The 20,330-nt window shown below is 57.0% G+C and carries 18 protein-coding genes; 3 read left to right on the forward strand and 15 right to left on the reverse strand.

The features are described 5' to 3' along the window. The first annotated feature begins 28 nt into the window (after positions 1 to 28). The 3 genes from IPM61_14320 to IPM61_14330 all read left to right on the forward strand — a co-directional run bounded on the left by IPM61_14320 (position 29) and on the right by IPM61_14330 (position 3,302). Positions 29 to 1,165, forward strand: a complete 1,137-nt coding sequence (locus IPM61_14320) for an ABC transporter permease (GenBank protein ID MBK8912490.1) — start codon at positions 29 to 31, stop codon at positions 1,163 to 1,165. A gap of 82 nt (positions 1,166 to 1,247) precedes the next feature. After that, positions 1,248 to 2,273, forward strand: coding sequence for an ABC transporter ATP-binding protein (locus IPM61_14325; protein MBK8912491.1), 1,026 nt, complete (start codon positions 1,248 to 1,250; stop codon positions 2,271 to 2,273). Positions 2,274 to 2,555: 282 nt separating this feature from the next. Beyond that, complete coding sequence (locus IPM61_14330) at positions 2,556 to 3,302, forward strand: hypothetical protein (protein ID MBK8912492.1); 747 nt, start codon at positions 2,556 to 2,558, stop codon at positions 3,300 to 3,302. Here IPM61_14330 and IPM61_14335 read toward each other — a convergent pair. From IPM61_14335 to IPM61_14405, 15 genes are all read right to left on the reverse strand, one after another. After that, the gene (locus IPM61_14335; protein MBK8912493.1) at positions 3,289 to 4,710 is read right to left on the reverse strand and encodes an HD domain-containing protein; all 1,422 of its coding nucleotides are present in this window, start codon (positions 4,708 to 4,710) and stop codon (positions 3,289 to 3,291) included. The two genes, IPM61_14330 and IPM61_14335, sit on opposite strands and share 14 nt — an antisense overlap. Positions 4,711 to 4,717: 7 nt before the next feature. Further along, entirely contained in the window at positions 4,718 to 5,704 is a 987-nt protein-coding gene (locus IPM61_14340; protein ID MBK8912494.1) for a Gfo/Idh/MocA family oxidoreductase, read from the reverse strand. Between the two features lie 522 nt (positions 5,705 to 6,226). Next, entirely contained in the window at positions 6,227 to 7,555 is a 1,329-nt protein-coding gene (locus tag IPM61_14345; protein MBK8912495.1) for a DUF5103 domain-containing protein, read from the reverse strand. A gap of 3 nt (positions 7,556 to 7,558) precedes the next feature. Next, on the reverse strand, positions 7,559 to 7,984 hold the full coding sequence (locus IPM61_14350; GenBank protein ID MBK8912496.1) for a molybdenum cofactor biosynthesis protein MoaE: 426 nt from the start codon (positions 7,982 to 7,984) through the stop codon (positions 7,559 to 7,561). Positions 7,985 to 7,989: 5 nt separating this feature from the next. Next, entirely contained in the window at positions 7,990 to 8,232 is a 243-nt protein-coding gene (locus IPM61_14355) for a MoaD/ThiS family protein (GenBank protein MBK8912497.1), read from the reverse strand. 150 nt (positions 8,233 to 8,382) lie between these two features. After that, positions 8,383 to 8,841 (reverse strand): IS630 family transposase, encoded by a 459-nt coding sequence (locus IPM61_14360; protein ID MBK8912498.1) that lies wholly within the window; start codon positions 8,839 to 8,841, stop codon positions 8,383 to 8,385. A 58-nt stretch (positions 8,842 to 8,899) separates the two neighbouring features. Beyond that, entirely contained in the window at positions 8,900 to 9,271 is a 372-nt protein-coding gene (locus IPM61_14365) for a winged helix-turn-helix domain-containing protein (GenBank protein MBK8912499.1), read from the reverse strand. Positions 9,272 to 9,446: 175 nt separating this feature from the next. After that, complete coding sequence (locus tag IPM61_14370; GenBank protein ID MBK8912500.1) at positions 9,447 to 10,508, reverse strand: NAD(P)-dependent oxidoreductase; 1,062 nt, start codon at positions 10,506 to 10,508, stop codon at positions 9,447 to 9,449. 108 nt (positions 10,509 to 10,616) lie between these two features. Beyond that, positions 10,617 to 11,450 carry a carbohydrate ABC transporter permease gene (locus IPM61_14375; protein ID MBK8912501.1) on the reverse strand — a complete coding sequence of 278 codons (834 nt, stop codon included), beginning with the start codon at positions 11,448 to 11,450 and terminating at the stop codon, positions 10,617 to 10,619. 28 nt (positions 11,451 to 11,478) lie between these two features. Beyond that, complete coding sequence (locus IPM61_14380) at positions 11,479 to 12,372, reverse strand: sugar ABC transporter permease (protein MBK8912502.1); 894 nt, start codon at positions 12,370 to 12,372, stop codon at positions 11,479 to 11,481. A gap of 16 nt (positions 12,373 to 12,388) precedes the next feature. Continuing rightward, positions 12,389 to 13,663 (reverse strand): sugar ABC transporter substrate-binding protein, encoded by a 1,275-nt coding sequence (locus IPM61_14385; protein MBK8912503.1) that lies wholly within the window; start codon positions 13,661 to 13,663, stop codon positions 12,389 to 12,391. A gap of 29 nt (positions 13,664 to 13,692) precedes the next feature. Next, complete coding sequence (locus IPM61_14390) at positions 13,693 to 14,355, reverse strand: hypothetical protein (protein MBK8912504.1); 663 nt, start codon at positions 14,353 to 14,355, stop codon at positions 13,693 to 13,695. 1 nt (position 14,356) lies between these two features. Beyond that, positions 14,357 to 15,352 (reverse strand): site-specific DNA-methyltransferase, encoded by a 996-nt coding sequence (locus IPM61_14395; GenBank protein ID MBK8912505.1) that lies wholly within the window; start codon positions 15,350 to 15,352, stop codon positions 14,357 to 14,359. A gap of 63 nt (positions 15,353 to 15,415) precedes the next feature. Further along, entirely contained in the window at positions 15,416 to 16,312 is an 897-nt protein-coding gene (locus tag IPM61_14400; protein MBK8912506.1) for a carbon-nitrogen hydrolase family protein, read from the reverse strand. Continuing rightward, positions 16,272 to 20,222, reverse strand: coding sequence for a choice-of-anchor D domain-containing protein (locus tag IPM61_14405; protein MBK8912507.1), 3,951 nt, complete (start codon positions 20,220 to 20,222; stop codon positions 16,272 to 16,274). The genes IPM61_14400 and IPM61_14405 overlap by 41 nt, the downstream gene beginning before the upstream one ends. Between the last annotated feature and the right edge of the window lie 108 nt (positions 20,223 to 20,330).

Raw genomic sequence — 20,330 nt, forward strand, 5'->3', positions numbered from 1 at the left:
AACCTGAATGATGAACCCAACAACTTCCATGAAGCCCAACCAGACGGAACCTTCGGGGAACCAGCAAGCAATGCCCGAAACGCAAGTCCACTCCCTTTGGTGGTACAGCTGGCGGCGATTGAAACGGAACAAGCTGGCGATGCTTGGCTTGGGGATTATGATCCTGCTGTTCCTGTGCGCCGGGTTTGCGTGGCTGATTGCCCCAATGAACCCGAACCGGCAGATACTGGAGTATGCCCGCAAACCAAGCGGCTTTGTTGGGAATATCCTGATCGTAAAAACCGAAGGGGGAACCTACCCCGATGAGTATATCCCGATTGAATCGTACACGCCGGGGCCGGAGTTTATCAGCTTTGTTCGCGCCGGCGGGTCCCGCGACTCCGTCAGCCGCAAGCAGCTGATTGCTGCCGACGAATCGGAATGGCACCAAACGCCAACGTTCCTGCTCGGGACCGACCGCTTTGGCCGCGACGTTCTTAGCCGGTTACTCTACGGGGCGCGGGTCTCGCTGGCGGTGGCGTTGTTTGCGGAGATTATTGCAATCCTGATCGGGGTGTTGTTGGGGGCGTTGGCGGGGTATTTCCGCGGGACGGTGGATGCGGTTATCATGTGGTTCACCAACGTGATCTGGAGCTTCCCGTTTATCCTGCTGGTGCTGGTCTTCTCGCTAACGCTGAAGGAGTTCATTGATGTGTTCGATAGCATCATCCCCCTTTCCGATTGGATTGGGCGGGGGGCGTGGCAAACGTTCCTTGCAATCGGCCTAACAAGCTGGGTGGATACCTGCCGGATTGTCCGCGGCCAGTTCTTTTCGCTTCGGGAGACGGAGTATGTGGAGGCGACCCGCGCCGTTGGTTTTGGACCCACGCGGACGATCTTCCGCCATATTCTTCCGAACGCGCTTGGCCCGATTATCGTTGTTGCCACCGCTGGGTTTGCCAGCGCGATTATCGCCGAAGCAAGCCTTAGTTTTGTGGGCCACGGAATCGAGCTTCCAACAGCCACCTGGGGGCAGATGATCTACGACGGCATTGGGTTTCTGCAAGCCGGCCAGCTTCCGGGGCTGACGCTGTACCCCTCGATTGCCATTGCCCTGGCGGTGTTTGCCATCAACGTCTTCGGCGACGGGCTGCGCGACGCGTTGGACGCGAAAATGAAAGTCTAAAAAAAACGGCCGGCGCGCCCGGTTTCCGCAGCCAAGTTCATTCAGCAGCAGCACACATACTCACTCGGAATTCCAAATCATCATGTCCAAACTTCTTGAAATCAAGGGCCTTCAGACCTTCTTCCATACCGACGACGGGATTGCAAAATCGGTGGATGGAGTTAGCTACGAAGTTGACCGTGGCGAAACCTTAGGGGTGGTTGGGGAATCGGGGTGCGGCAAATCCGTCACCGCGCTTAGCGTGATGCGGCTGATACCGATGCCCCCAGGAAAAATTGAAGGTGGAGAGATTCTCTTCAACGGGCGCGACCTTCTGAAGCTGACCGAAGAAGAGATGCGGGAAATCCGTGGAAATGAAATCTCGATGATCTTCCAGGAGCCGATGACCTCGCTGAACCCGGTCTTCACCATCGGCCACCAGATTGATGAGGCGGTGATCCTTCACCAAAAAGTCTCGAAGGCCGAAGCGAAAAACCGCTCGATTGAGATGCTGCGGCTGGTGGGAATTCCGGCACCGGAGCAACGCTACGGCGAGTACCCCCACCAACTTTCCGGCGGGATGCGCCAGCGGGTGATGATTGCAATGGCCCTAAGCTGCAACCCCCAACTGCTGATTGCCGACGAGCCAACAACCGCGCTGGATGTGACGGTGCAAGCCCAAATTTTGGAGCTTATCAACAAGCTCCAAAAGGAGTTAGGAATGGGGGTGGTGATGATTACGCACGACCTTGGGGTGATTGCCGAAGTAAGCGACCGCGTGGCGGTGATGTATGGCGGGAAAATCGTTGAATACTCCTTGGTGGATGAAATCTTCCACAACCCGAAGCACCCGTACACCATTGGGCTGCTTGACTCGATCCCCCGAATGGGCGAACATCACACCCGGTTGAACACGATTGAAGGGACCGTTCCAGCAGCCACAAGCTATCCGAAGGGATGCCACTTCTGCACCCGTTGCAGCTTTGCCGACCAGAAATGCTGGGCCGAAGAACCGCCGCTGATTGATGTTGGAGTTGCTGTTGGCGCGGAAACCACCGGGCACCACTACGTCGCCTGCTGGCACCTTGACCGCGTGGCCGCATCGCGAACGGTAGCGGCCCCGATGTAGTCGGGCCCCAGTCACGGTAGCGGCTCCGACCTCCGTCGGGGCCCAGATAACGCCGAAGGCTAAAGACCTTTTATCAATCCCGACGAATGTCGGGACGGCTACCCCGTTCCGACGATTCCGCCCGGGTAGCGGCAGGTCTTTAGCCTGCCCAGTCACGGTAGCGGCCCCGACCTCCGTCGGGGCCCAGTGTGACGTGGGTGGCGTAACATTTCCTTTGGCTCGGTTTTTTGGCTTGCGGAACAGGTTGCTTCTGCGGTATGCTGCAACCATCATTGTTGAAGCATGAAGCGTACGTGCGCCATATCTATCCTTGCAATCGCGGCCATGCTGATGGTCGCTGCTTCGGCTGTTGCCCAAGTTACTGGCGAGGTTCCCCCTGCATCGCCCCCCACCGCTCCCCCTTTCCCGCAATTCCCCACCCAGCCGGCCCCGCCCGATACCCTTTTCATCTTCACCCCGGTTGCTCCGCTGATTGATACCATGCGGAAATCCACCGAGGTTGAGGACCTGTTCGGCATTGATGTGCTGTTCAGCAACAGCGGCTTTGGTGGCGGTGCGTTTTACCAACGGAAGCTGGGGGCAACCCTTTCCCTGTTTGCCAACCTTGGGGTGACGGGGTCGCGGACAAAAGATGAGTTGGATGAGTGGAATGGATACGAGTACCGCGTGCCGAACAAGGTCAACCGCCTTTATACCTTCCCGCTGATGATCGGCGTTCGGCAACGGCTGTTTGCCGAGCGGTTGTCGGATGAGTTCCGCCCATTCCTGAACGCCGGGGTCGGCCCAAGTTTGGTGCTGGCATTGCCGTACGAGTACTCCTTTTTCAGCAGCTTCGGCCACGCGACGGCGCACCTAACCGCAGGAGGCTTTGTGGGGGTCGGTGCCGATTTTGGCGAGGGGGACCCGGTGATTGGTGCAAACCTCCGCTACTACATCATCCCGATCAGCCCCGGAATTGAAAGCCTGAAGAATGAGCCGATCACCGATTTCGGCGGGCTGTTTTTAACGCTGAATATCAGCTTCCCGTAGCACTGCCGCTCATTGCCTGATCCTTGATTGCCAGCAGGTACGCCAACGCAGCGTCGTACTCGTTCGGGATGCGGCCCTCAAGGATTGCCTCCTCGATCGCCGTTTTTAGAATGCCCACCATCTTCGATGGCCCAATGCCGCAAATCTCCATGATCTCCTGGCCCCGCACCGGCGACTGAAACGCCCGCAGGCGATCCTTTTCGCGCACGTCTTGGATTCGCTCAATCACCACGTCGTAATTCCGCAGGTACTTCTTCACCCGCTGCGGGTCCTTGCTGGTGATGTCGGCACGGCAAAGGATGAACAGATCGTCCAGGTCCTCCCCCGCGTCAACAATCAGCCGGCGAATGGCGGAGTCGGTAACGCCTTCATCCACCAGTGCCATTGGGCGGTGATGCAGCCGCACCAGTTTCTCCACATACTCCTTCTGCTTCATCGGCAGCCGCATCCGGCGGAAGATCCGCTCCTGCCAACGCGCCCCAACTTCTTCGTGGCCGTGGAAACTCCATCCAATCCCTTCCCGGAATTTTTTGGTTTTTGGCTTGGCAACGTCGTGCATCAGCGCGGCAAAGCGGAGGTAGAGGTTATCGCTAACGGCGGCGGTGTTATCCACCACTTTCAGCGTGTGCCAAAAAACATTTTTGTGGGCGTAGCGAATTCCGCCAACGTTCATCAGGTCCACCCCCTCCAGCCGGTGAACCTCGGGGAACACAAGCTCCAGCAGCCCTGTCTTCAGAAGAATCGCCAGGCCAACGCTGGGCTGGCTGGCTTGCAGCAGTTTCAGGAACTCGGTGGTGATTCGTTCTTGCGAGACGATTCCGATCCGGTCCCGCATCTGGCCGATTGCGTCGTACGATTCGGGGTCCAGTTGGAACTGAAGTTGCGCGGCAAATCGCGCCGCACGCATCATCCGCAACGGGTCGTCGCTGTAGGTGATTACGGGGTCCAACGGGGTTCGCAGAAGTTTCCGTTCAAGGTCCCCAAGCCCGTCAAAATGGTCAATGATTTCGCCGGTCGCGCCGCCGTTCACCCGAATCGCCATGGCGTTCACCGTGAAGTCGCGGCGGCGAAGGTCATCCAGCAGTGTCCCTTCGGTGACGATCGGCTTGCGGGAGTCGGGCAGATACTCCTCCTTCCGGGTTCCAACAAACTCAATCTGCGTCTCCCCAATCATCACCATCGCCGTCCCGAACCTTTCGAAGATGATCGGCTTCACCCGAAGCTCACGCGCAACAAGCTCGGCAAACTCCACCCCGCTTCCTTCAATGGTGATGTCAATGTCGTGCCCGGGGTTTCCCAGCAGCAGGTCGCGAACGTATCCGCCAACAAGGTAGATATCCTTGCCGTGGCGTTCGGCAATGCGGGAAAGTTGTTGGATAACCGGGTTGGAAATGGTGGCCTTCTTCACTGCGTGGTTACTTCCCTTCGATGGTGTTGATAATCAGTTCGGCGATGCGCAAGGCCTCGGCCCCATCGGCAGCGGTTACGGCTGGCGCGCCGCCGTGAAGGATAGCATCGGTGAAGGTCTGAAGCTCCATCTGGATGGCGTTCACTTGCGGCATGGTGGGTTGGTCGAACAGGATCGTTTTGCTGCTTTCGCCTAACTCAAGCTGGCCCAACGGCAACGCCCCGCCGGTGGCGATGTCGGCAGCGGAGCCGTCGGCAATGCGGAAGATTTCCACGGAAGGTTTGGCGAAGTCCAGCGAGATGTAGGAATCGCGTTGGAACATCCGCAGCTTCCGCATCGGGCGTTGCGAAATCCGGCTGGCGGTGATGTTGGCAACGCAGCCGTTGGCGAACTCCAACCGCGCGTTGGCAATGTCAATCGTGGAGGTGACAACCGCCACGCCGCTTGCGCGAACCTCGGTGACGGGGCTTTTCACGATGTGGAGAATCAGGTCAATGTCGTGGATCATCAGGTCAAGAACCACAGCAACATCGGTGGCCCGCGGCTTGAACTGCGCCAGCCTGTGCGACTCGATAAACATTGGCTCCAGCGGGTATCCAGCAAGGGCCAGGAACGCCGGGTTGAAGCGTTCCACATGGCCAACTTGCAGGGTGATGCCGGCTTGGTTGGCGTGGTCAATCACCGCAACGGCCTCGGCAAATTCTGCGGTGATCGGCTTCTCGATGAAGCAATGCACGCCGGCATCAATGGCCGCATGGGCAATGCGCGCATGGTCCGATGTTGGCGCAACGATGCTGACGGCATCAACGTGGCCAAGAAGTTCCTCAATGGAGGCGAAGCACTCCACTTGATGCTCGGCGGCAATGGCCCGCGCCCGTTCGGTGTCGGGATCGAACACGCCAACAAGGTGTCCGTTCTGGACCCCTTTCCAAAGCCGAGCATGGATTGCCCCAAGATGCCCAACACCAATAACGCCAGTGCGCAGAGTTGTCATGGATGATTGAATGTGAAATGTGAGCGTTATCCTCGAAACGAGGTAGCCGAAGGTCTTTAGCCTTCGGCGTCATCACTGGGTCCCGACGGAGGTCGGGGCCGCTACCCGGGCGTTATCCTCGAAACAAGGTAGCCGAAGGTCTTTAGCCTTCGGCGTCATCCTTCGGTGTCATCACTCGGCAGGCTAAAGACCTGCCGCTACCCCGGCGTTATCCTCGAAACAAGGTAGCCGAAGGTCTTTAGCCTTCGGCGTCATCTTCAGCCTTCGGCCTCTGGGCAGGCTAAAGACCTGTTATCAATCCCGACGGAGGTCGGGGCCGCTACCCCGGCGTTATCCTCGAAACAAGGTAGCCGAAGGTCTTTAGCCTTCGGCGTCATCTTCAGCCTTCGGCCTCTGGGCAGGCTAAAGACCTGTTATCAATCCCGACGGAGGTCGGGGCCGCTACCGGGCATCCATGGCAGGCTAAAGACCTGTTATCAATCCCGACGGAGGTCGGGGCCGCTACCCGGGCGGATATTTTCATCAACTCACCACCGCCCCCACGCCGACAATTCGGTCGTAGCCGCCGCTGGTGGTTTCGGAGTAATAGACGAAGGCGTAGAAAAGCTGCGAGGCCTGGCGCGAGTTCCCCTCCAGCAACGTTGCGTCGGGATAGCGGAGGATTCCGGCATCTTCATCCCAGGTTCCGGCAACGTACTGGTATTCGTGGAAGGCGCGTTTTATCAGGCCACGCGCAAGATAGTAGCCGGTTTTTTCATCGTAAAACATCCGCCAGTTGCGGGTTGGAAGCCAGTTGTTGAAGGTCCCAACAACGCAAATATCCTCCTTCGCCTTCTGCCCAAACAGGTCCAACCGGAATTGGAAATAGAGGTAATCGTTATCAATATCCCCCACGTACCGTTCCGGGGCCGTTCCGTTGTGGTCCACGGTGTTTGGCCACTGGCGGGGCTGGTCGCTTAGCGGGGTCGAGATCAGCCCGCCGGTGGATGGATAGTAAGAAAGGTCCGTTAAATCCAACAACCGATGCTCGTTTCCGGCGGGGATATTTCCGAACTCAATCACCGCTTTGGTCCCAAATGCGGAGTTCCAGCGCGCCCAGTACGTCCCCCGTTCCAGCGAATCGAACTGATCCCCAACGTTGGCCACCATGGGGCTGAACCACGCGCCACTGTTGTACAGATGCACCGCCCGAAGCTGGGTGCTGAACAGGGAGAAATCCAACTCCGTTTCCACATTCACTCGCAACCCGGTTTGCAGCGCGGTGGCCTGGCGGGTTTCGTAGAAATCGCTGTAGGTGGAAAGCCGAATCGCCGCCGATGGCTCAACAACAAAGAAGCGGGTTTCCAGCAGGATGTTATCGGGGTTGAAGTAATCCACCACGCGGGCAAGGTAGTTGCCGGAATGCTCAATCCGCAAAAGGCTTCCGCCGGTTGGGAAGGTGATGGTTGCGGTGTAGTCGTAATGGGTTGCCCCAAATGGCGCAATGGAGATGGTGAAATCGCTTGATTGCAGGCGGGTGGCATCCTGCACAAAAATGTTCTGGGTCGGCTTCCAATTCCGGTCGCAGTGGACCAGCTGAAGGCTAAGGTTGGGAATGGCTTGTGCTTGCAGATCAAGCGTCAGCGTCAGCGCGTCGCTTCCGATTCCGGCACGCTTTCCGTTGACCGGTATCCGAAGGATTGGCGGCGTTGTCACATCGCCAGCCCCGTGCAGCCGATACCACAACACCCGCCGCATCGTTTCCCCCTCGTTCGCCCCGCCGCCATTTGCCGCCCCTTCCTGGCGCGGCGGAACGCAGCCCCAATGGGGGATCAGCAACAGAAACAGAAGAACGGCTTGCAGATATTTCATGGCTCAGGGGTGGGCGTTTACCCATTCGGCACCATCCTGAAAAACCTCACGTTTCCAGATTGGGGCGCGTTGTTTTAGTTCCTCGATCACGTAGCGGCAGGCATCGAACGCGGCGGCGCGATGCGGGGTTGCCACAGCAACGGCAACCGCAACATCCCCCACAGAAAGCACCCCAATCCGGTGCTCCACAACTCCATGAAGAATGCCAAACTTGGATTCAGCCTCCAGAAGGATTTCCTGGATCACCCGCTCGGCCATTGGGACGTAGGCCTCGTACTCCAACCGCTCCACGCTCCCCTCCCTCCCCGATCCGCTGGAGCAACGAACCAGCCCAACAAAGGCTGCAACGGCCCCGGCGGCGGGTTCTTCCATTCCGGCAATCACCGCCTGGGCATCAATTGGCTGCGGGGTAACATGGCATCGCAACATCGGGGTCAGCCTCCGGCCACGGGGGGAATAATGGCGATTTCGGAGTGAGGTTCAATCGCTTCGGATTTGGCAAGGTAGCGTTGGTTCACGGCAATGCGCGATGCTTGCTGGCACGGCAACAACCCGGGGCGCAAACGGAGAAGTTCGGCCCAGAAATCTTGCTGAGATAATGGTTCATCGAACCAAAGTTCATCGGTGTCGGTGCCGGCGCACTCACGTGCCCAGCCAAAGTAGAGGATTGTTGCCATCGCAGAAAACTGTGCGCGAAGAATTGCGGCGGAAAGATAGTGGATAACCGTGAGTTGGTGATGGTGAAGAAACAACGTGTTGTGGAAACCGCATCGAATGCCCCCCACCCCTCTCCGCTAATATACTCACTGCAAAGAGGTTTGCGAAAATCAGAGCACGTGGAAATTCAGGGTTAGAAGTCTCTCTAACTCTGGGCGGTACTCCTCAATATCGTTGAAAAATCTTCGGATAGCTCCACGAAATTCATCCTTCGTTTCATAATACCTCCTGTCTATTACCTTCTTCCTCATATATTTCCATAATCGCTCAATTAAATTCAAATTCGGTGAGTAACTCGGCAAAAATACCTGCTCTATTCGCGATGATGATAACCACTCCCGCAAACGACGACTCCGATAGTATCTCGCGTTGTCGCAAATCACTCTGATCCTTCCACTCGGATGCTTCCGCTCTAAGGCTGCATACAACTCAATCGTTGATTCACTATCCACCCGCTCGCTTTCCACCACCTCCACATCTCCCACATCATGCGCGTTCAATGCCGCGTTGATGTTCACACGTTCCCGACCCGTGTTCGATCGCACTTCATACCGACTCCCCGACTTGATCCACCCGTACCTGCTCCGTGTGTGTTGTGCTGAGGATGCACCGCATCACTGAAATACACTACCCCACCTTCCTCGCCTTCACCCCTATCAGCAAGCAATCCCGCCAGACGTTCAAGAAATTCCTCCTGCTCCGCTCGATTCCCCTTCGATACACTAGACTCGTCTTCTTGTACACAAAGCCCAGACGCTTCAGCAATGCTACCATCCCGCTCTCCGTATATCGCACACCATAACGCTCGCACACCAACTCCACTACCTCCTTCGATGTATGATGCAGATGTCCCTCCAGTTCCTTCGATACAGCTGATGCCTGTTCACCGCTCAGCTTCCCACCATAGCACACATACTTGTCTTCTATGTAATCCTCAAAGCTCTTTGATGCTCGATACCCTTCGGCATACCGATATATCGTCGAATTATCAACACCCAACGCAAAGGCCGTCTCGCCAACGCTAAATCCCCGTCAAGCATCAGCAGCGTCGTGATCTTCACATACCGACGCTTCTCTTTCTCCATTCGCTGCAATTTCCGCAGTTGTGTCCGTAATTCCTCCGTAAGTTCTATCATCTCTTCCCTCTATCTATTCAATGACTACTATCTTTTCCCTAACGTAACCCCATCATCCCTTTTTCGCAAACTACTTTATTTCGAGTATACCTTCCATCGGCCACTTCGTAATGGGTTGGCTTCCCCAACGTTCGTCCGTTGTGCTGAAGCCAGCGTGCGGTCCATTCTATCACCTGCTCAATCGGGGTTTCGGGGGGACCAAGCAGCTGGTGGGCGTTGCTGGAATCGTTCAACAAGGCAACTGGAGATTCGCTTCCCGCAAAAACCGGTGCGCGCCCAAGCAATTCCCCGAATCGCTCGGCAAGCTGCCGAACCGAAAGGGTCTCCGGGCCGGTCAAGTTCAGCGGGACTGCGGGCGACTGGGCAAGGGACAATGCTCGAAGGATCATTGCGTTCGCGTCGCGCTGCCAGATCGCGTTCAGGTAGCCGATGGAGAGATCAATGGGGACTCCGTTAAGGACCTTTGTGGCAATGTCCACCAGCACACCGTAGCGAAGGTCCAGCGCGTAGTTCAGGCGAATCAAGCAGACGCGGGTCCCGACCGTGGCCGACAGATACTCAAACACCCGCTCGCGTGCCACGCAGGCATTGCTGTACTCGCCAATCGGCGTTAGCTCATCCCCCTCACGCGATCCCCCCTGCCCAACCGGAACCAGCGGATACACACACCCGGTGGAGAGCGCAACCACCCGGGCATCGGGGAACCGGCGGCAGACGTACTCCGGCGGAAGGACGTTCATGGCCCACGTCAACGCGGGGTTATCGGTGGTTCCGAACTTGCGGCCCGCCATGTAGATGATGTCGCCAGCGTTGGGGAGCGTGGCAACTTGCGTGGGGTCCAGCAGGTCGCACGCAACAGTTTCCACGCCATGGTTCCGCAGCCAGCCCCGCGCAGCTTGGTCGGAAAACCGCGCCACAGCAATCACCCGAAGGTCCACCCCTGCCAACTCCGCCGCACGCTTCGCCATGGCGGCCAACGATGGCCCCATCTTCCCGCTTCCCCCCAGCACCAACAACGGCGAGCGAACGGAAGAAATCTCCCGAACCAACGCCTCGGTTGGTTGGGTCATCGCAAGGTCAAGTTCGGGTTCGGTGAGCATTGGTTGTTTGATTACAAAAAAGGTCGCCGCCTTGATTCAGGCGTGGTTGATACCAAGTCGTTAGCCCTCGGTTTCGAGCAATTCGCCGTCCGACAAAACTGCCCTCCCTCACCCCTTCACCCCCCCTGCTCCAATCCCTTTCACGAAGAATTTTTGCGCGGCCACGAACAGCAGCAGGATCGGGATGATGCTGACCACGACACCGGCCATCACAAGGTCAATCCGTGCGGTAAGCTCGCCCCCTTGCAGCGCGGCAAGGCCAACCGTCAGGGTCATTTTTTCGGTGCTGGAAAGGTAGATCACCGGCCCCAGAAGGTCGTTCCAGTTGGCCATGAACGCAAGCACCGCAAGGGTTGCCAATGCCGGACGCGCAAGGGGGAGCATCACTTGCCAGAAGATGCGGAAACGCCCGGCTCCATCAATAATCGCCGCCTCCTCAATCTCCCTGGGAACGGTCGCAAAAAACTGGCGAAGCAGGAACACGCCAAACGCCCCCATCCCAAACCCGAACCACGCCGGAAGGATCAGCGCGGCGTGGGTGTTAATCAACCCCAGCGTTTTGATGACGAAAAAAACGGGGATCATCGTCACCTGGAACGGGACCATCATGGTTGCAAGGATAATCCAATAAAGAAGATTTTTCCCACGGAAATTCATCCGCGCAAAAGCGTACCCGGCCAGCGACGCACTGGCCACCGTCCCCAACGATGCCAGCAAGGCAATCTTCAGGCTGTTGAAGGAAAACGTCCCGAACGGAAACCGGCTGAAGACCTCCGAATAATTCTCAGGATGCCACGATTCCGGAAGCTGCGGCGGGTAATGATACAGGTCCGCTGGCGAGGAGAGCGAGGTGACGATCATCCAAAGGAACGGGCCAATCATCACCACTCCAATGCCAATCAGCAGCAGATAGAGAAGCGGGGAAAGAAGGCGGCTGGCCATCGGTCCTGTGCGGAGATCGGTGATGCTTTTATCCATAATAGACCCACCGCCGCTGCATTCGGAATTGGATGATGGTGACAACCAACGTGACGGCAAACAGCACGTAGGCCATCGCCGTTGCGTAGCCCATGCGGAAATATTGGAAAGCGTTTTGGTAGATGTAATAACTGAGCGTCAGGGTGCTGTTGGCCGGCCCACCTTGCGTCAGCGTGTAGGTTTGCTCGAATAGTTGGAACGAGCCGATCAGCGTTATCACCACCACAAAAAAGGTTGTTGGCGAAAGCATCGGCAGGGTGATGCTGAACAGCCGCCGCATCCCCCCCGCGCCATCAATCAGTGCCGACTCGTGCAGATGGTCCGGGATGGACTGCAGCCCGGCAAGGAAGATCAGCATATTGTAGCCCACCCCTTTCCAGACGGTCATCAGCGCGATTGCCGGCAACGCCCACGAGGTGCTTAGCAGCCAGCCCGGCCCCTGGACCCCGAACCACTCCTTCAGCACGTAATTGATAAGCCCAAATTCAGGATTATACAGCCACCCCCACACCACCGCAACGGCAATCATCGAGGTGACGACCGGGAAAAAATAGATGGTGCGGAAGAAGGTGGCGCCCCGCAGCTTCCGGTTGACCAGAAGCGCCAAGCCAAGCGAGCAAGCAACCATCAGCGGCGCGGTAATCGCCACAAAGTAGAAGGTGTTCCCCAGCACCTGATAGAACTGCTCCGAACCAATCATCGCACGGAAATTGGCCAGCCCAACCCAGACCGGCGGGCGCACCAAATCCCAATCGGTGAAGCCCAACAGGAATGAAGCCACAATCGCCCCGCCAGTAACCAGCACCACGCCAACCAGCACGGGAAACAGATACAGGTACGGCTCGGCACGGCGGAAGCCGGAACGTTGATATGGGGGTATATCCATGTTGGATTTCACGAGCTTAGCGGCGCAGCACTTCGTTGATTTTACGGTCGGCATCGGCGGCGGCTTGCGGGACCGATTTCTCGCCGTTGACCATCAGGTCAAGCTCCGGCATGAAGCCGTTGTCGCGGAACTCCAACCACCGCGCGCGCCACGTGCTGATGCTGTAGTTCTCGATCATATCAATCACCACGCGGCGGTTCACCGTTGGCTGGCCGTTCAGATATTCGGGCGATAGTGCCAACCGGCGGCTGTTCGGAACAAGGCCGTAGAACAGGCGGTCCGAATATTTTGCCGGCATATCCTTGACAATCCACCGCAGGAAGGTCCATGCGGCATCCACATGCTTGCAGTTTTTGGGGATTCCGAACGCCGCCGCAAACCGCAACGCCTTCCTTCCGGCAGGACCGCTTGGCGGAAGAGCGATGTCCCATTGGAACTGGTTATTCTTGTACGTGGTCAGCATCGAGCCAAGCATCGCCATGGCGAACCGCCCGGTCTCGAACGGACGCAAGGATCCTCCCGAGCTTGCCCCGCCACGGATGGAAGCATACGACGGGCTGACCTTGTACTTCTGCACCAGATCAACCCAGAACTGCAACGCCTTGAGGGTGCGCGGCTGGTTGAACGCGCTTTGCTGAAGGTCATCGGTCAGGACCGCGCCGCCAAGTGAGTACAGCAGGCCGTCGAATCCGCCGCTGTTGTCCAGCAGGAATCCCCATTGGTCGGGCTTGCCGTCGCCATCCTTATCCACCGTCAGCTTTTGTGCGGCAGAGAGGAGCGTGTCGTAAGTCCAGGTGGAATCTGGGTAGCGGATGTTGGCGGCATCGAACAGGTTCTTGTTGTAATAAAGCGGGTAGCTCCCCATCGCCACCGGAAACGCCCGAAGCGACTTCCCCCGCCGGAACGATTCCAGCGAAATCGGGAACAGATCCTGTGGCTTCAAATCGCGGTCCACAAAGGGTTGAAGATCGGTAAGGTACTCGCGGTCCAGAAGCTCTTGGGCGAACCAATCTTCCAGCAAGATCAGGTCGCCAGCGTCAACATCGGCAGCGGCGGCGGCCAGCACCTTATCCTTGTGGACGGTGAAGCTCACCACCTGCTGCTCCACCTTGATTGTCGGGTTTGCCTTCTCAAATTCGGCAATCACCTCCTTCCACAATTCCTGTTGATCCCCCCAGAAATGGGCAACGCGGATCGTCGTACCCCCACCATCCGATTGCCCCGAATCCCCCCCACACGCACCCGCAAGAAGTGAAAGAAGAAGGAGAAGAAGAAGTTTGCTGAAATTCATGGTTTGTGTGTTGGGTTATGAGAGGTCAATCATTCCGATTTGCCTTGCCATTTTTCCTGTACCTTCTTGAAGTACTCCATACGTTTAGCGATTTTTTCCATTTCAAGGGGGTAAAAATTTAGCAGCTCATCGCAAAGCTCTATCATCCATTTTTTTCGGCTATACTCTGGCTTAACAATGATGTTATTTGAATTTTCTATCTGTATTTGCCCCCAGCCAAGCGCACCAAGTGTTAAGCATTCCCAGGATAAATATTCAATGGGAACAAAATGCACCTTCGCAACCTTGACAGCATCATCTTCAACGTTGTACGCGATTGCCAGAACCGAAAAGGTGTTTTTATCATCTTCATAAAAACGGGCAAGGCGTTCAACAGATGTCAGGTTTGGCATATTGAACTTGGTATCAAGGCGGTGCGTTTTGATGTCAACAACATTGTAAAAGCCGGCCTTGTCGGTGAAAGCCAAATCAGCCATCGCACGTCGGGCAAAGTTTGCAGAGTAATCCTGTACGTATTCGGAGACAAGAACGCCAAAATTCTCTTCCAGTAAATCCTGCAAAGCATCGCCCACAGCGCGTGGGCTATTTACGGTGCGTGCGGACAAAAAATTCTTCTCGTGATTGACATACTCTTTTATCCGCTCTTCAAGAACAGGATAGATTTCTTTTGAGAAAACTGGGCTTCTTTGCATATCAGAATAATTGACTTTGTCCATTTTTTACTTTCATCTCTATTTTCTTTTCCTTGCCTTGTTCATTGAAACTATTTCGTTCCCAGAATACGCCGTCGAAGTAACCTTGGATACTTTTATTTTGCTTTGTCATTTTCAGGCGTTTCTCGGCCAAACAGGCAAAGGTTTTATCAATTTCAATACCAACATATTTTCTGTTCAGCTTTGCAGCAACCACCGATGTTGTGCCAGAACCGAGAAATGGATCGAAAACCACATCACCTTCTTGCGAACTTGCCAACACGATTTTTGCAAAAAGTTTTTCAGGCTTCTGTGTTGGATGGTCGGTATTTTCTGGCATTGACCAGAAAGGAATGGTGATATCGGTCCAGAGATTCGAGGGGAATGTGAGGCGAAAATTCCCGTTCTCTTCTTCATCCCAATCTTTTGGCTTGCCGTTGGTGTCACGATAAGGCGCAATAACCTTCCTTTTAAGTTTTACGGATTCAGTGTTGAAATAATAGTCATTGGATACTGTTGCAAACCAGATGTCCTCTGACGCATTTTTCCAGTTTGAAAGCGCGCCTCGCCCTTTTTCACGTTCCCACGTGATGCGGTTTCGGATTTTCAAGTACTTGGATAAAACGCTATACATTGCCGCCGAGCATTTCCAATCACCGCAAACGTACACACTTGCTGTTGGCTTCAGTGTGGGCATAAGTTTTGCGAACCAGGAATCCATCCATTCGGTATAATCCTCATCGTCCATCACTTTGAATGAATTGGCGTTGAATTTTTTGTTGAGATTGTACGGAGGGTCAACGATCAACAAATCAACAAAACCCTTTGGTAGAAAATCAAGAATTTCAAACAGGTTGGCGTGAATTGTTTTTTGAAGTATCTGATCTACCTTAACAGATTTTTCAATGCGGCAGAGTCGGGATTCGAGCAAGGGGATTTCTGCTTCCTCAAGCACGATTGTGCGATTTCTGTCGGCTCGTTGTCTTGGTGCACTCATATGCTCAATGTACAGTTGTTCAAGGTTGATGTTTGCCTCCCGCTTTGACTACGCCAATCCCACTCACTCATCCACTTGCCCAAAATACTGCGACTGCTTGCTTTGCCGTTCGGCAATGGCGACATATTCTTTGGCGAACAGCCCAAGCCGCGTGATGGATTGAAGATCCTCGCGGAAACAATCCGGCTCGCGAAGCAGCACGGTCCACGAGGTGCTGCGTTCCTCGTCAAGGTCAACGTCGGCAATGGCAAGGCCGCCGCGCCGCCCGGTCCAGGCAATCACGTCGCCGTTGAAATCCATGATGCGCGCCGTGCCAGGGCGGATTCGACCGGAGTACGGGGCGTAAGGCGGGTGGTTGGCAAGGTTGGATTCCACAATCCACAAAGCGTTGTCAATCGCACGCGAGGCCATCTGGGCCAGCAACCCTTCCTGCGTTGGCCCCAAACTGACCGTTGGCCAAAAAAGAATTTCCGCCCCTTTGTGGGCGTAGATTCGGGGGATTTCCGGAAAGTAGATGTCCATGCAGATCATCACCGCCACCTTGCCAACATCAAGCTCAACCACCGGGAACTGACTTCCGGCAGTGATGCCGGCAAGCATCTCCCCTCCGGTGGGCTGGACCTTCCGGTATCGCCCCGCAACCGCGCCGCTGCGGTCGAAAATCGTTGCTTGGTTGTAGGTTTTTCCTCCATCGCTCACATACCACGTCCCGATGATGTTCACCCGCAACTCCCCGGCCAGCCGCGATAACAGCTGGGCCGTTTCGCCATCCATCGGCTCCGGCTCGGATTCCCGACCGCTCACGTTCAACGTGCGGAACATCTCTGGCAAGCAAAGGATATCACACCCCCGCTTGGCCCCCTGCCGGATGTACGATTCGGCGCGTTGCAGATTGAACTGGATGGTATGAGGCGAATCCTCAAGAAGGAACGAGACCGTTCCGATTCGGACAGGACGCATGGTTTGGGAAAGATTGATGTGGGAACGCCCCCGCCGGCAATCTGCCGATTTCACCGCCGTTTTTTTTACCGCACCAGAACGCACCGCACAACCAGCCGTTCGGTGGGGGTTCGCAGCTCAAGATAATGGATGCCGCTGGGAAGATCATCCAACGGGAACTCCGCACGGTACGCGCCATGCTGAAGCACCCCCTGGCTGAGCAACCGCAGCTCCTCCCCCGTTTGCCCAGCAGCCGCAACGTGGTGTGGCCATCTTCCAGCAGGTTGAACCGAACCTGCAGGCGGTCCGTGGCGGGCTGCGGCGCAAGCTCCATTTTCAGCAACGCGCCGGTTCCCACCAATCGGGCATCCCCTTCGCGGCAGAAGCCATCCACCTTCAGCCCTCCGGCAAGCGTATCCATCACCTGCGCAGGGCGGGTTGAAAGGGATGCGACTGGCCCGGGTGGACCAAAGTTCAGTGTGGTGGTGTCGGCTGGTCCCAGCAGGATCACCCCTTCAACTCCGGCAACTTCTCCGCTATCGGGGAAAATTCCGGCAGCCTCGATCGCCACCGTTCTTCGCCCGCTTGCCAGCACGTTGCCGACCAACCGCACGGCGATTGCCGGGTTCGGGGCGGCAACCCCGGTTGGGAAAAACAAACGGCCATCGAAGCTCACCGAAGCCTGCAGCGTGATCGGTTCGTTGATCGGCTTCGCGCTTGTGCTCAGTAGCGGAATCACCACCCGCCCCCCAACATCGCCACGCACGTTCCCCCACCGCAGCCGTATCCCCGACGGGCGTTCAACCGAGAAGCCGATAATCCGCGCCCGAGCGGTGTCGCGGCAGGGGGCGAACATCGCCAGAGATAGCTGCTCGTTCAGCGTTTGCAGGGAATCGGTTGGGGCGTAGCGCAGGCGCACTTTTAGGGTGTCCCCGGGCTTCACCTCTATCGGTCCCAAAGGATCAACCACGGTAAGATCGGGAAATGCGGTTTGCAGAGCGGCAGGGTTGTAGCGATAGGTCAGGAAGGAGTTGTTGGCAATCCGAACAATCCGTTCGTCGCTTCCCCCTTCCATCACTCCGCCAAAATCAACAAGGCTATCCACCAACTGTGGCCTTCGGTTATCATACACCCCACGAATGGGAACCACAAACTGGAACGAGCAACCACGAATTTTTATCGCTATCTGGTCCCGGTACTCTCCGATTGCCGTTGGGCGGAAGGTGGTGTAGAATTTCGCCGCGCCACCAGGCTGGATGGTGAACGGCGGAAGCGTGGTGTAGCTTAGTGAAACCCCGCCATTGGTTGGAAGGGCCGCAAGCTCAATCACTTCGGCGCGGGAGCCGGTGTTGGTTATCACGATGGAGTCAACCCGCTGGAAATTGCACCAGCCGATCTCCCCAAAATCCAGCGTGTCGTGGTTGATGCTCAGGCCGATGGGGTCGCGCCATCCGGTAATCGGCAGGGCGAACAGGGCGCGGCATGGAGTAACCTCGGCGGTCAGCGCCCCGCTCAGGTTTCCCGAGGCCCTGGCCAGCAGGTCCACGATGATCGCAACGGAGTCGCCCGGGCGGATTCCGGTAGCGATTTGCGGCGTTAGCTGGAAGAGCGTTCCATCGGCGAAAAACCGGACCGTGTCAATCGTTCGGGCCCCTTCGTTCCGCCAAACAACGGTGCGGGTTAGGAAGGGGTCGCAGGCGGAGGTCCGGCCAAAGCGAAGGGTGTCAAGCTGCGGCTTCAGCAGAAGAGTGTCGTTGCGGACATCGAACGGGAGGATCAGGGTATCATTTCCCCCGCTGTTGACAAGCCGAAGCTGAGCGTCCCGCGCGCCAGTTCCGTTGGGGCGATACTCCACCCGGATGGTGCGGCTATCGTTTGGCTGCAGTGTGGTTCCGGTTGGATCATCAATCAAGAAGAACTCGCCCCCGTTGGCCCCAACAACCGTGGCCTCACGGATGTCCAGGGCTTTATCCCCCTTGTTGGCAAGCTCCACCCGAAGAGTATCGGAAAGTTTTGGCGGGCAAAGAAGTTGGATTGCACGATCCACCGTTGCCTGAAGAAACCCGATGCTTCCGCGAACCCCTTCTAGAGTGATGGTTTGCGGGGTTAAGCAATTGGCAGTGAAGAACCGGACCTCCCCTTTCCCCTCCGGCGGCGGGGCGTAACGCAGCCGAACGGTGCGGGCATTCAGCGGGGGAAGATCAAGCGGGAACGGCGGCGAGAGGATCGTAACCCCACCCGTGGCTTGGGCATCCACCCGTATGGTCCGTTGGCCTCCGTTGAAGATCGTCACCACGGTATCAATAAACGGAATGGTTGGGGGGATTGCCCCAAACTGATAACGGCTTCCATCCCCCGGCGCAAGGGTCAGCACGTCGGGCCAGAATTGCACCGGAAAAACCGCAACCCGCCGGGCGTACGGGGCATCGTGCCACAGGACAAGGCTGCCGTTGTTCCGCCCAAGCTGATAGATCCCGGTGAACCGAAGCCGCATCGGAAACGACTCCCCAGGCTCAAGCGTTATCGCCAACGGAGGCGAAAGAACTTGCCCGCTAAGATTGCCCGCGAACTCCACCCTATCAATCCGAACCGGCTGGCCGGAAAGATTGCGCAGGGTGATGGTGGTGTCGTACTGGTCGCCGCAGATTGCCCGCTCGATGCTGAACAACTCCAACGGCGAAGCCCGCACCACTGCCCCCGGGGTGTAGCCGTAAGCATCGGCAGCGGAGTAGCCGTGGGCGATGATCGAGAAGGAGTCGGTGGCGGTGACGCGGTTGTCCCCTTCCTCAACTTCTGCAACGCCAACGGCCATTCCACCAAAGGAGATCAGCGAGGACCACGACGGAGCCAGCCCGTTAATCCGCACCCCGGTGATGGTTGGCGCGCGCGTGGCAACCAGCAAGTGATGTTTCCAGGCGACCACGGGGCCGATGTCAACCCGTGGGGCAAGCGTTGGGGCGTAGGCCGCCGCGCTGTTCCCCCACATTGATGTTGGCGGAACAATCACCATTCCTGGATCGCCGTAGGCACTGTCGCGGCTTTTTGCGGTCCAGGCGGTGCTTGTCACCATCTGGGAAACCAGCACGGGGTTGTTGCTGCTGAACTGGAGCAATCCCGGGTAGCGCAAGTCGTAGAATCCCCCCCGGTTCAAGGTGGCGGTCAGCTGCACCCCACCCAGCGAAGGGGAGATGTCAATGCGGGTTCCATCGAACGCTGCGACGATTCGGTAAAGCGATTGGTACTGCCGTGCCAGCGGGGCGGCAACGTGCTCGGTCCCCCAAGTATCGGTTGCTGGAAGTTGCTCGAACGCGGGGTTTCCGCTGTGGATAGCTCCCATGGTGAAATCGGCGGCGGGCGCGCCGGCAATCACCCCAACGGGCTTGCTTGCAACGATAGTCGTCCCGGAAAAATCGCCGTCGCTCATCAGTTGATAGACCTCGCCACGGTTCAGCTCCACCTTGAACGATTCTTGCGGCTTGTGGCCGTTGTAGGTGATGACGGTTGGGGTGATTGTCAGCTCCGTCCGGTCGTGGACCGCAGCGATTGCCGCCGCCGTTCCGAACGCCACTTCCGGGGGGATGCAAACCACGTACTCCAACCCCAACAGCGTGTCGGGAATTGCCTGGTACGCCTCGGTGGTGAACACCCGGTCGAAGATCAGCGTTGCGCTAACCGGGTGGCTTGCGGTGATTCCGGTTGTGGCGGTGAACTTCCCTTCCAACTTCGGAAGCATCAACCATGTTGAGTCTAATCCAACCACGGTTGCGGTGTTTGGGGGGATTGTCAGCTGGCGTTGCTGGCCGTTGCCGTGGCCGGTTAGCGTCACGGTTGCGGCGCTATCGCCAGCGCGAAGCACCAGCTGTGGGTTCGGCACGAAATACTTCCCCGCCGGGTAGGAATACGGAAGCGAAAGCACAAAGGACCGCCCCATATTCCCCGCTTGTGCAAGGGAAGATTGGGGGGCCAGAAGAATAGCGCAGAGAAGAGAGCAGAGGCAGCAGAGTAGGGTTCGGCTCATAAACGCTCCATCGCCAGCAAC

It is taken from the genome of Chlorobiota bacterium (assembly GCA_016710285.1).
Lineage (GTDB): Bacteria > Bacteroidota > Ignavibacteria > OLB7 > OLB7 > OLB7.

What these genes read in the sequence shown, in the direction of transcription:
- IPM61_14320 (MBK8912490.1), top strand. Translation starts at nt 29, where the DNA reads ATGAAGCCCAACCAGACGGAACCTTCGGGGAACCAGCAAGCAATGCCC.
- IPM61_14325 (MBK8912491.1), top strand. Translation starts at nt 1,248, where the DNA reads ATGTCCAAACTTCTTGAAATCAAGGGCCTTCAGACCTTCTTCCATACC.
- IPM61_14330 (MBK8912492.1), top strand. Translation starts at nt 2,556, where the DNA reads ATGAAGCGTACGTGCGCCATATCTATCCTTGCAATCGCGGCCATGCTG.
- IPM61_14340 (MBK8912494.1), bottom strand. Translation starts at nt 5,704, where the DNA reads ATGACAACTCTGCGCACTGGCGTTATTGGTGTTGGGCATCTTGGGGCA.
- IPM61_14345 (MBK8912495.1), bottom strand. Translation starts at nt 7,555, where the DNA reads ATGAAATATCTGCAAGCCGTTCTTCTGTTTCTGTTGCTGATCCCCCAT.
- IPM61_14350 (MBK8912496.1), bottom strand. Translation starts at nt 7,984, where the DNA reads ATGTTGCGATGCCATGTTACCCCGCAGCCAATTGATGCCCAGGCGGTG.
- IPM61_14355 (MBK8912497.1), bottom strand. Translation starts at nt 8,232, where the DNA reads ATGGCAACAATCCTCTACTTTGGCTGGGCACGTGAGTGCGCCGGCACC.
- IPM61_14370 (MBK8912500.1), bottom strand. Translation starts at nt 10,508, where the DNA reads ATGCTCACCGAACCCGAACTTGACCTTGCGATGACCCAACCAACCGAG.
- IPM61_14375 (MBK8912501.1), bottom strand. Translation starts at nt 11,450, where the DNA reads ATGGCCAGCCGCCTTCTTTCCCCGCTTCTCTATCTGCTGCTGATTGGC.
- IPM61_14380 (MBK8912502.1), bottom strand. Translation starts at nt 12,372, where the DNA reads ATGGATATACCCCCATATCAACGTTCCGGCTTCCGCCGTGCCGAGCCG.
- IPM61_14385 (MBK8912503.1), bottom strand. Translation starts at nt 13,663, where the DNA reads ATGAATTTCAGCAAACTTCTTCTTCTCCTTCTTCTTTCACTTCTTGCG.
- IPM61_14390 (MBK8912504.1), bottom strand. Translation starts at nt 14,355, where the DNA reads ATGCAAAGAAGCCCAGTTTTCTCAAAAGAAATCTATCCTGTTCTTGAA.
- IPM61_14395 (MBK8912505.1), bottom strand. Translation starts at nt 15,352, where the DNA reads ATGAGTGCACCAAGACAACGAGCCGACAGAAATCGCACAATCGTGCTT.
- IPM61_14400 (MBK8912506.1), bottom strand. Translation starts at nt 16,312, where the DNA reads ATGCGTCCTGTCCGAATCGGAACGGTCTCGTTCCTTCTTGAGGATTCG.
- IPM61_14405 (MBK8912507.1), bottom strand. Translation starts at nt 20,222, where the DNA reads ATGGGGCGGTCCTTTGTGCTTTCGCTTCCGTATTCCTACCCGGCGGGG.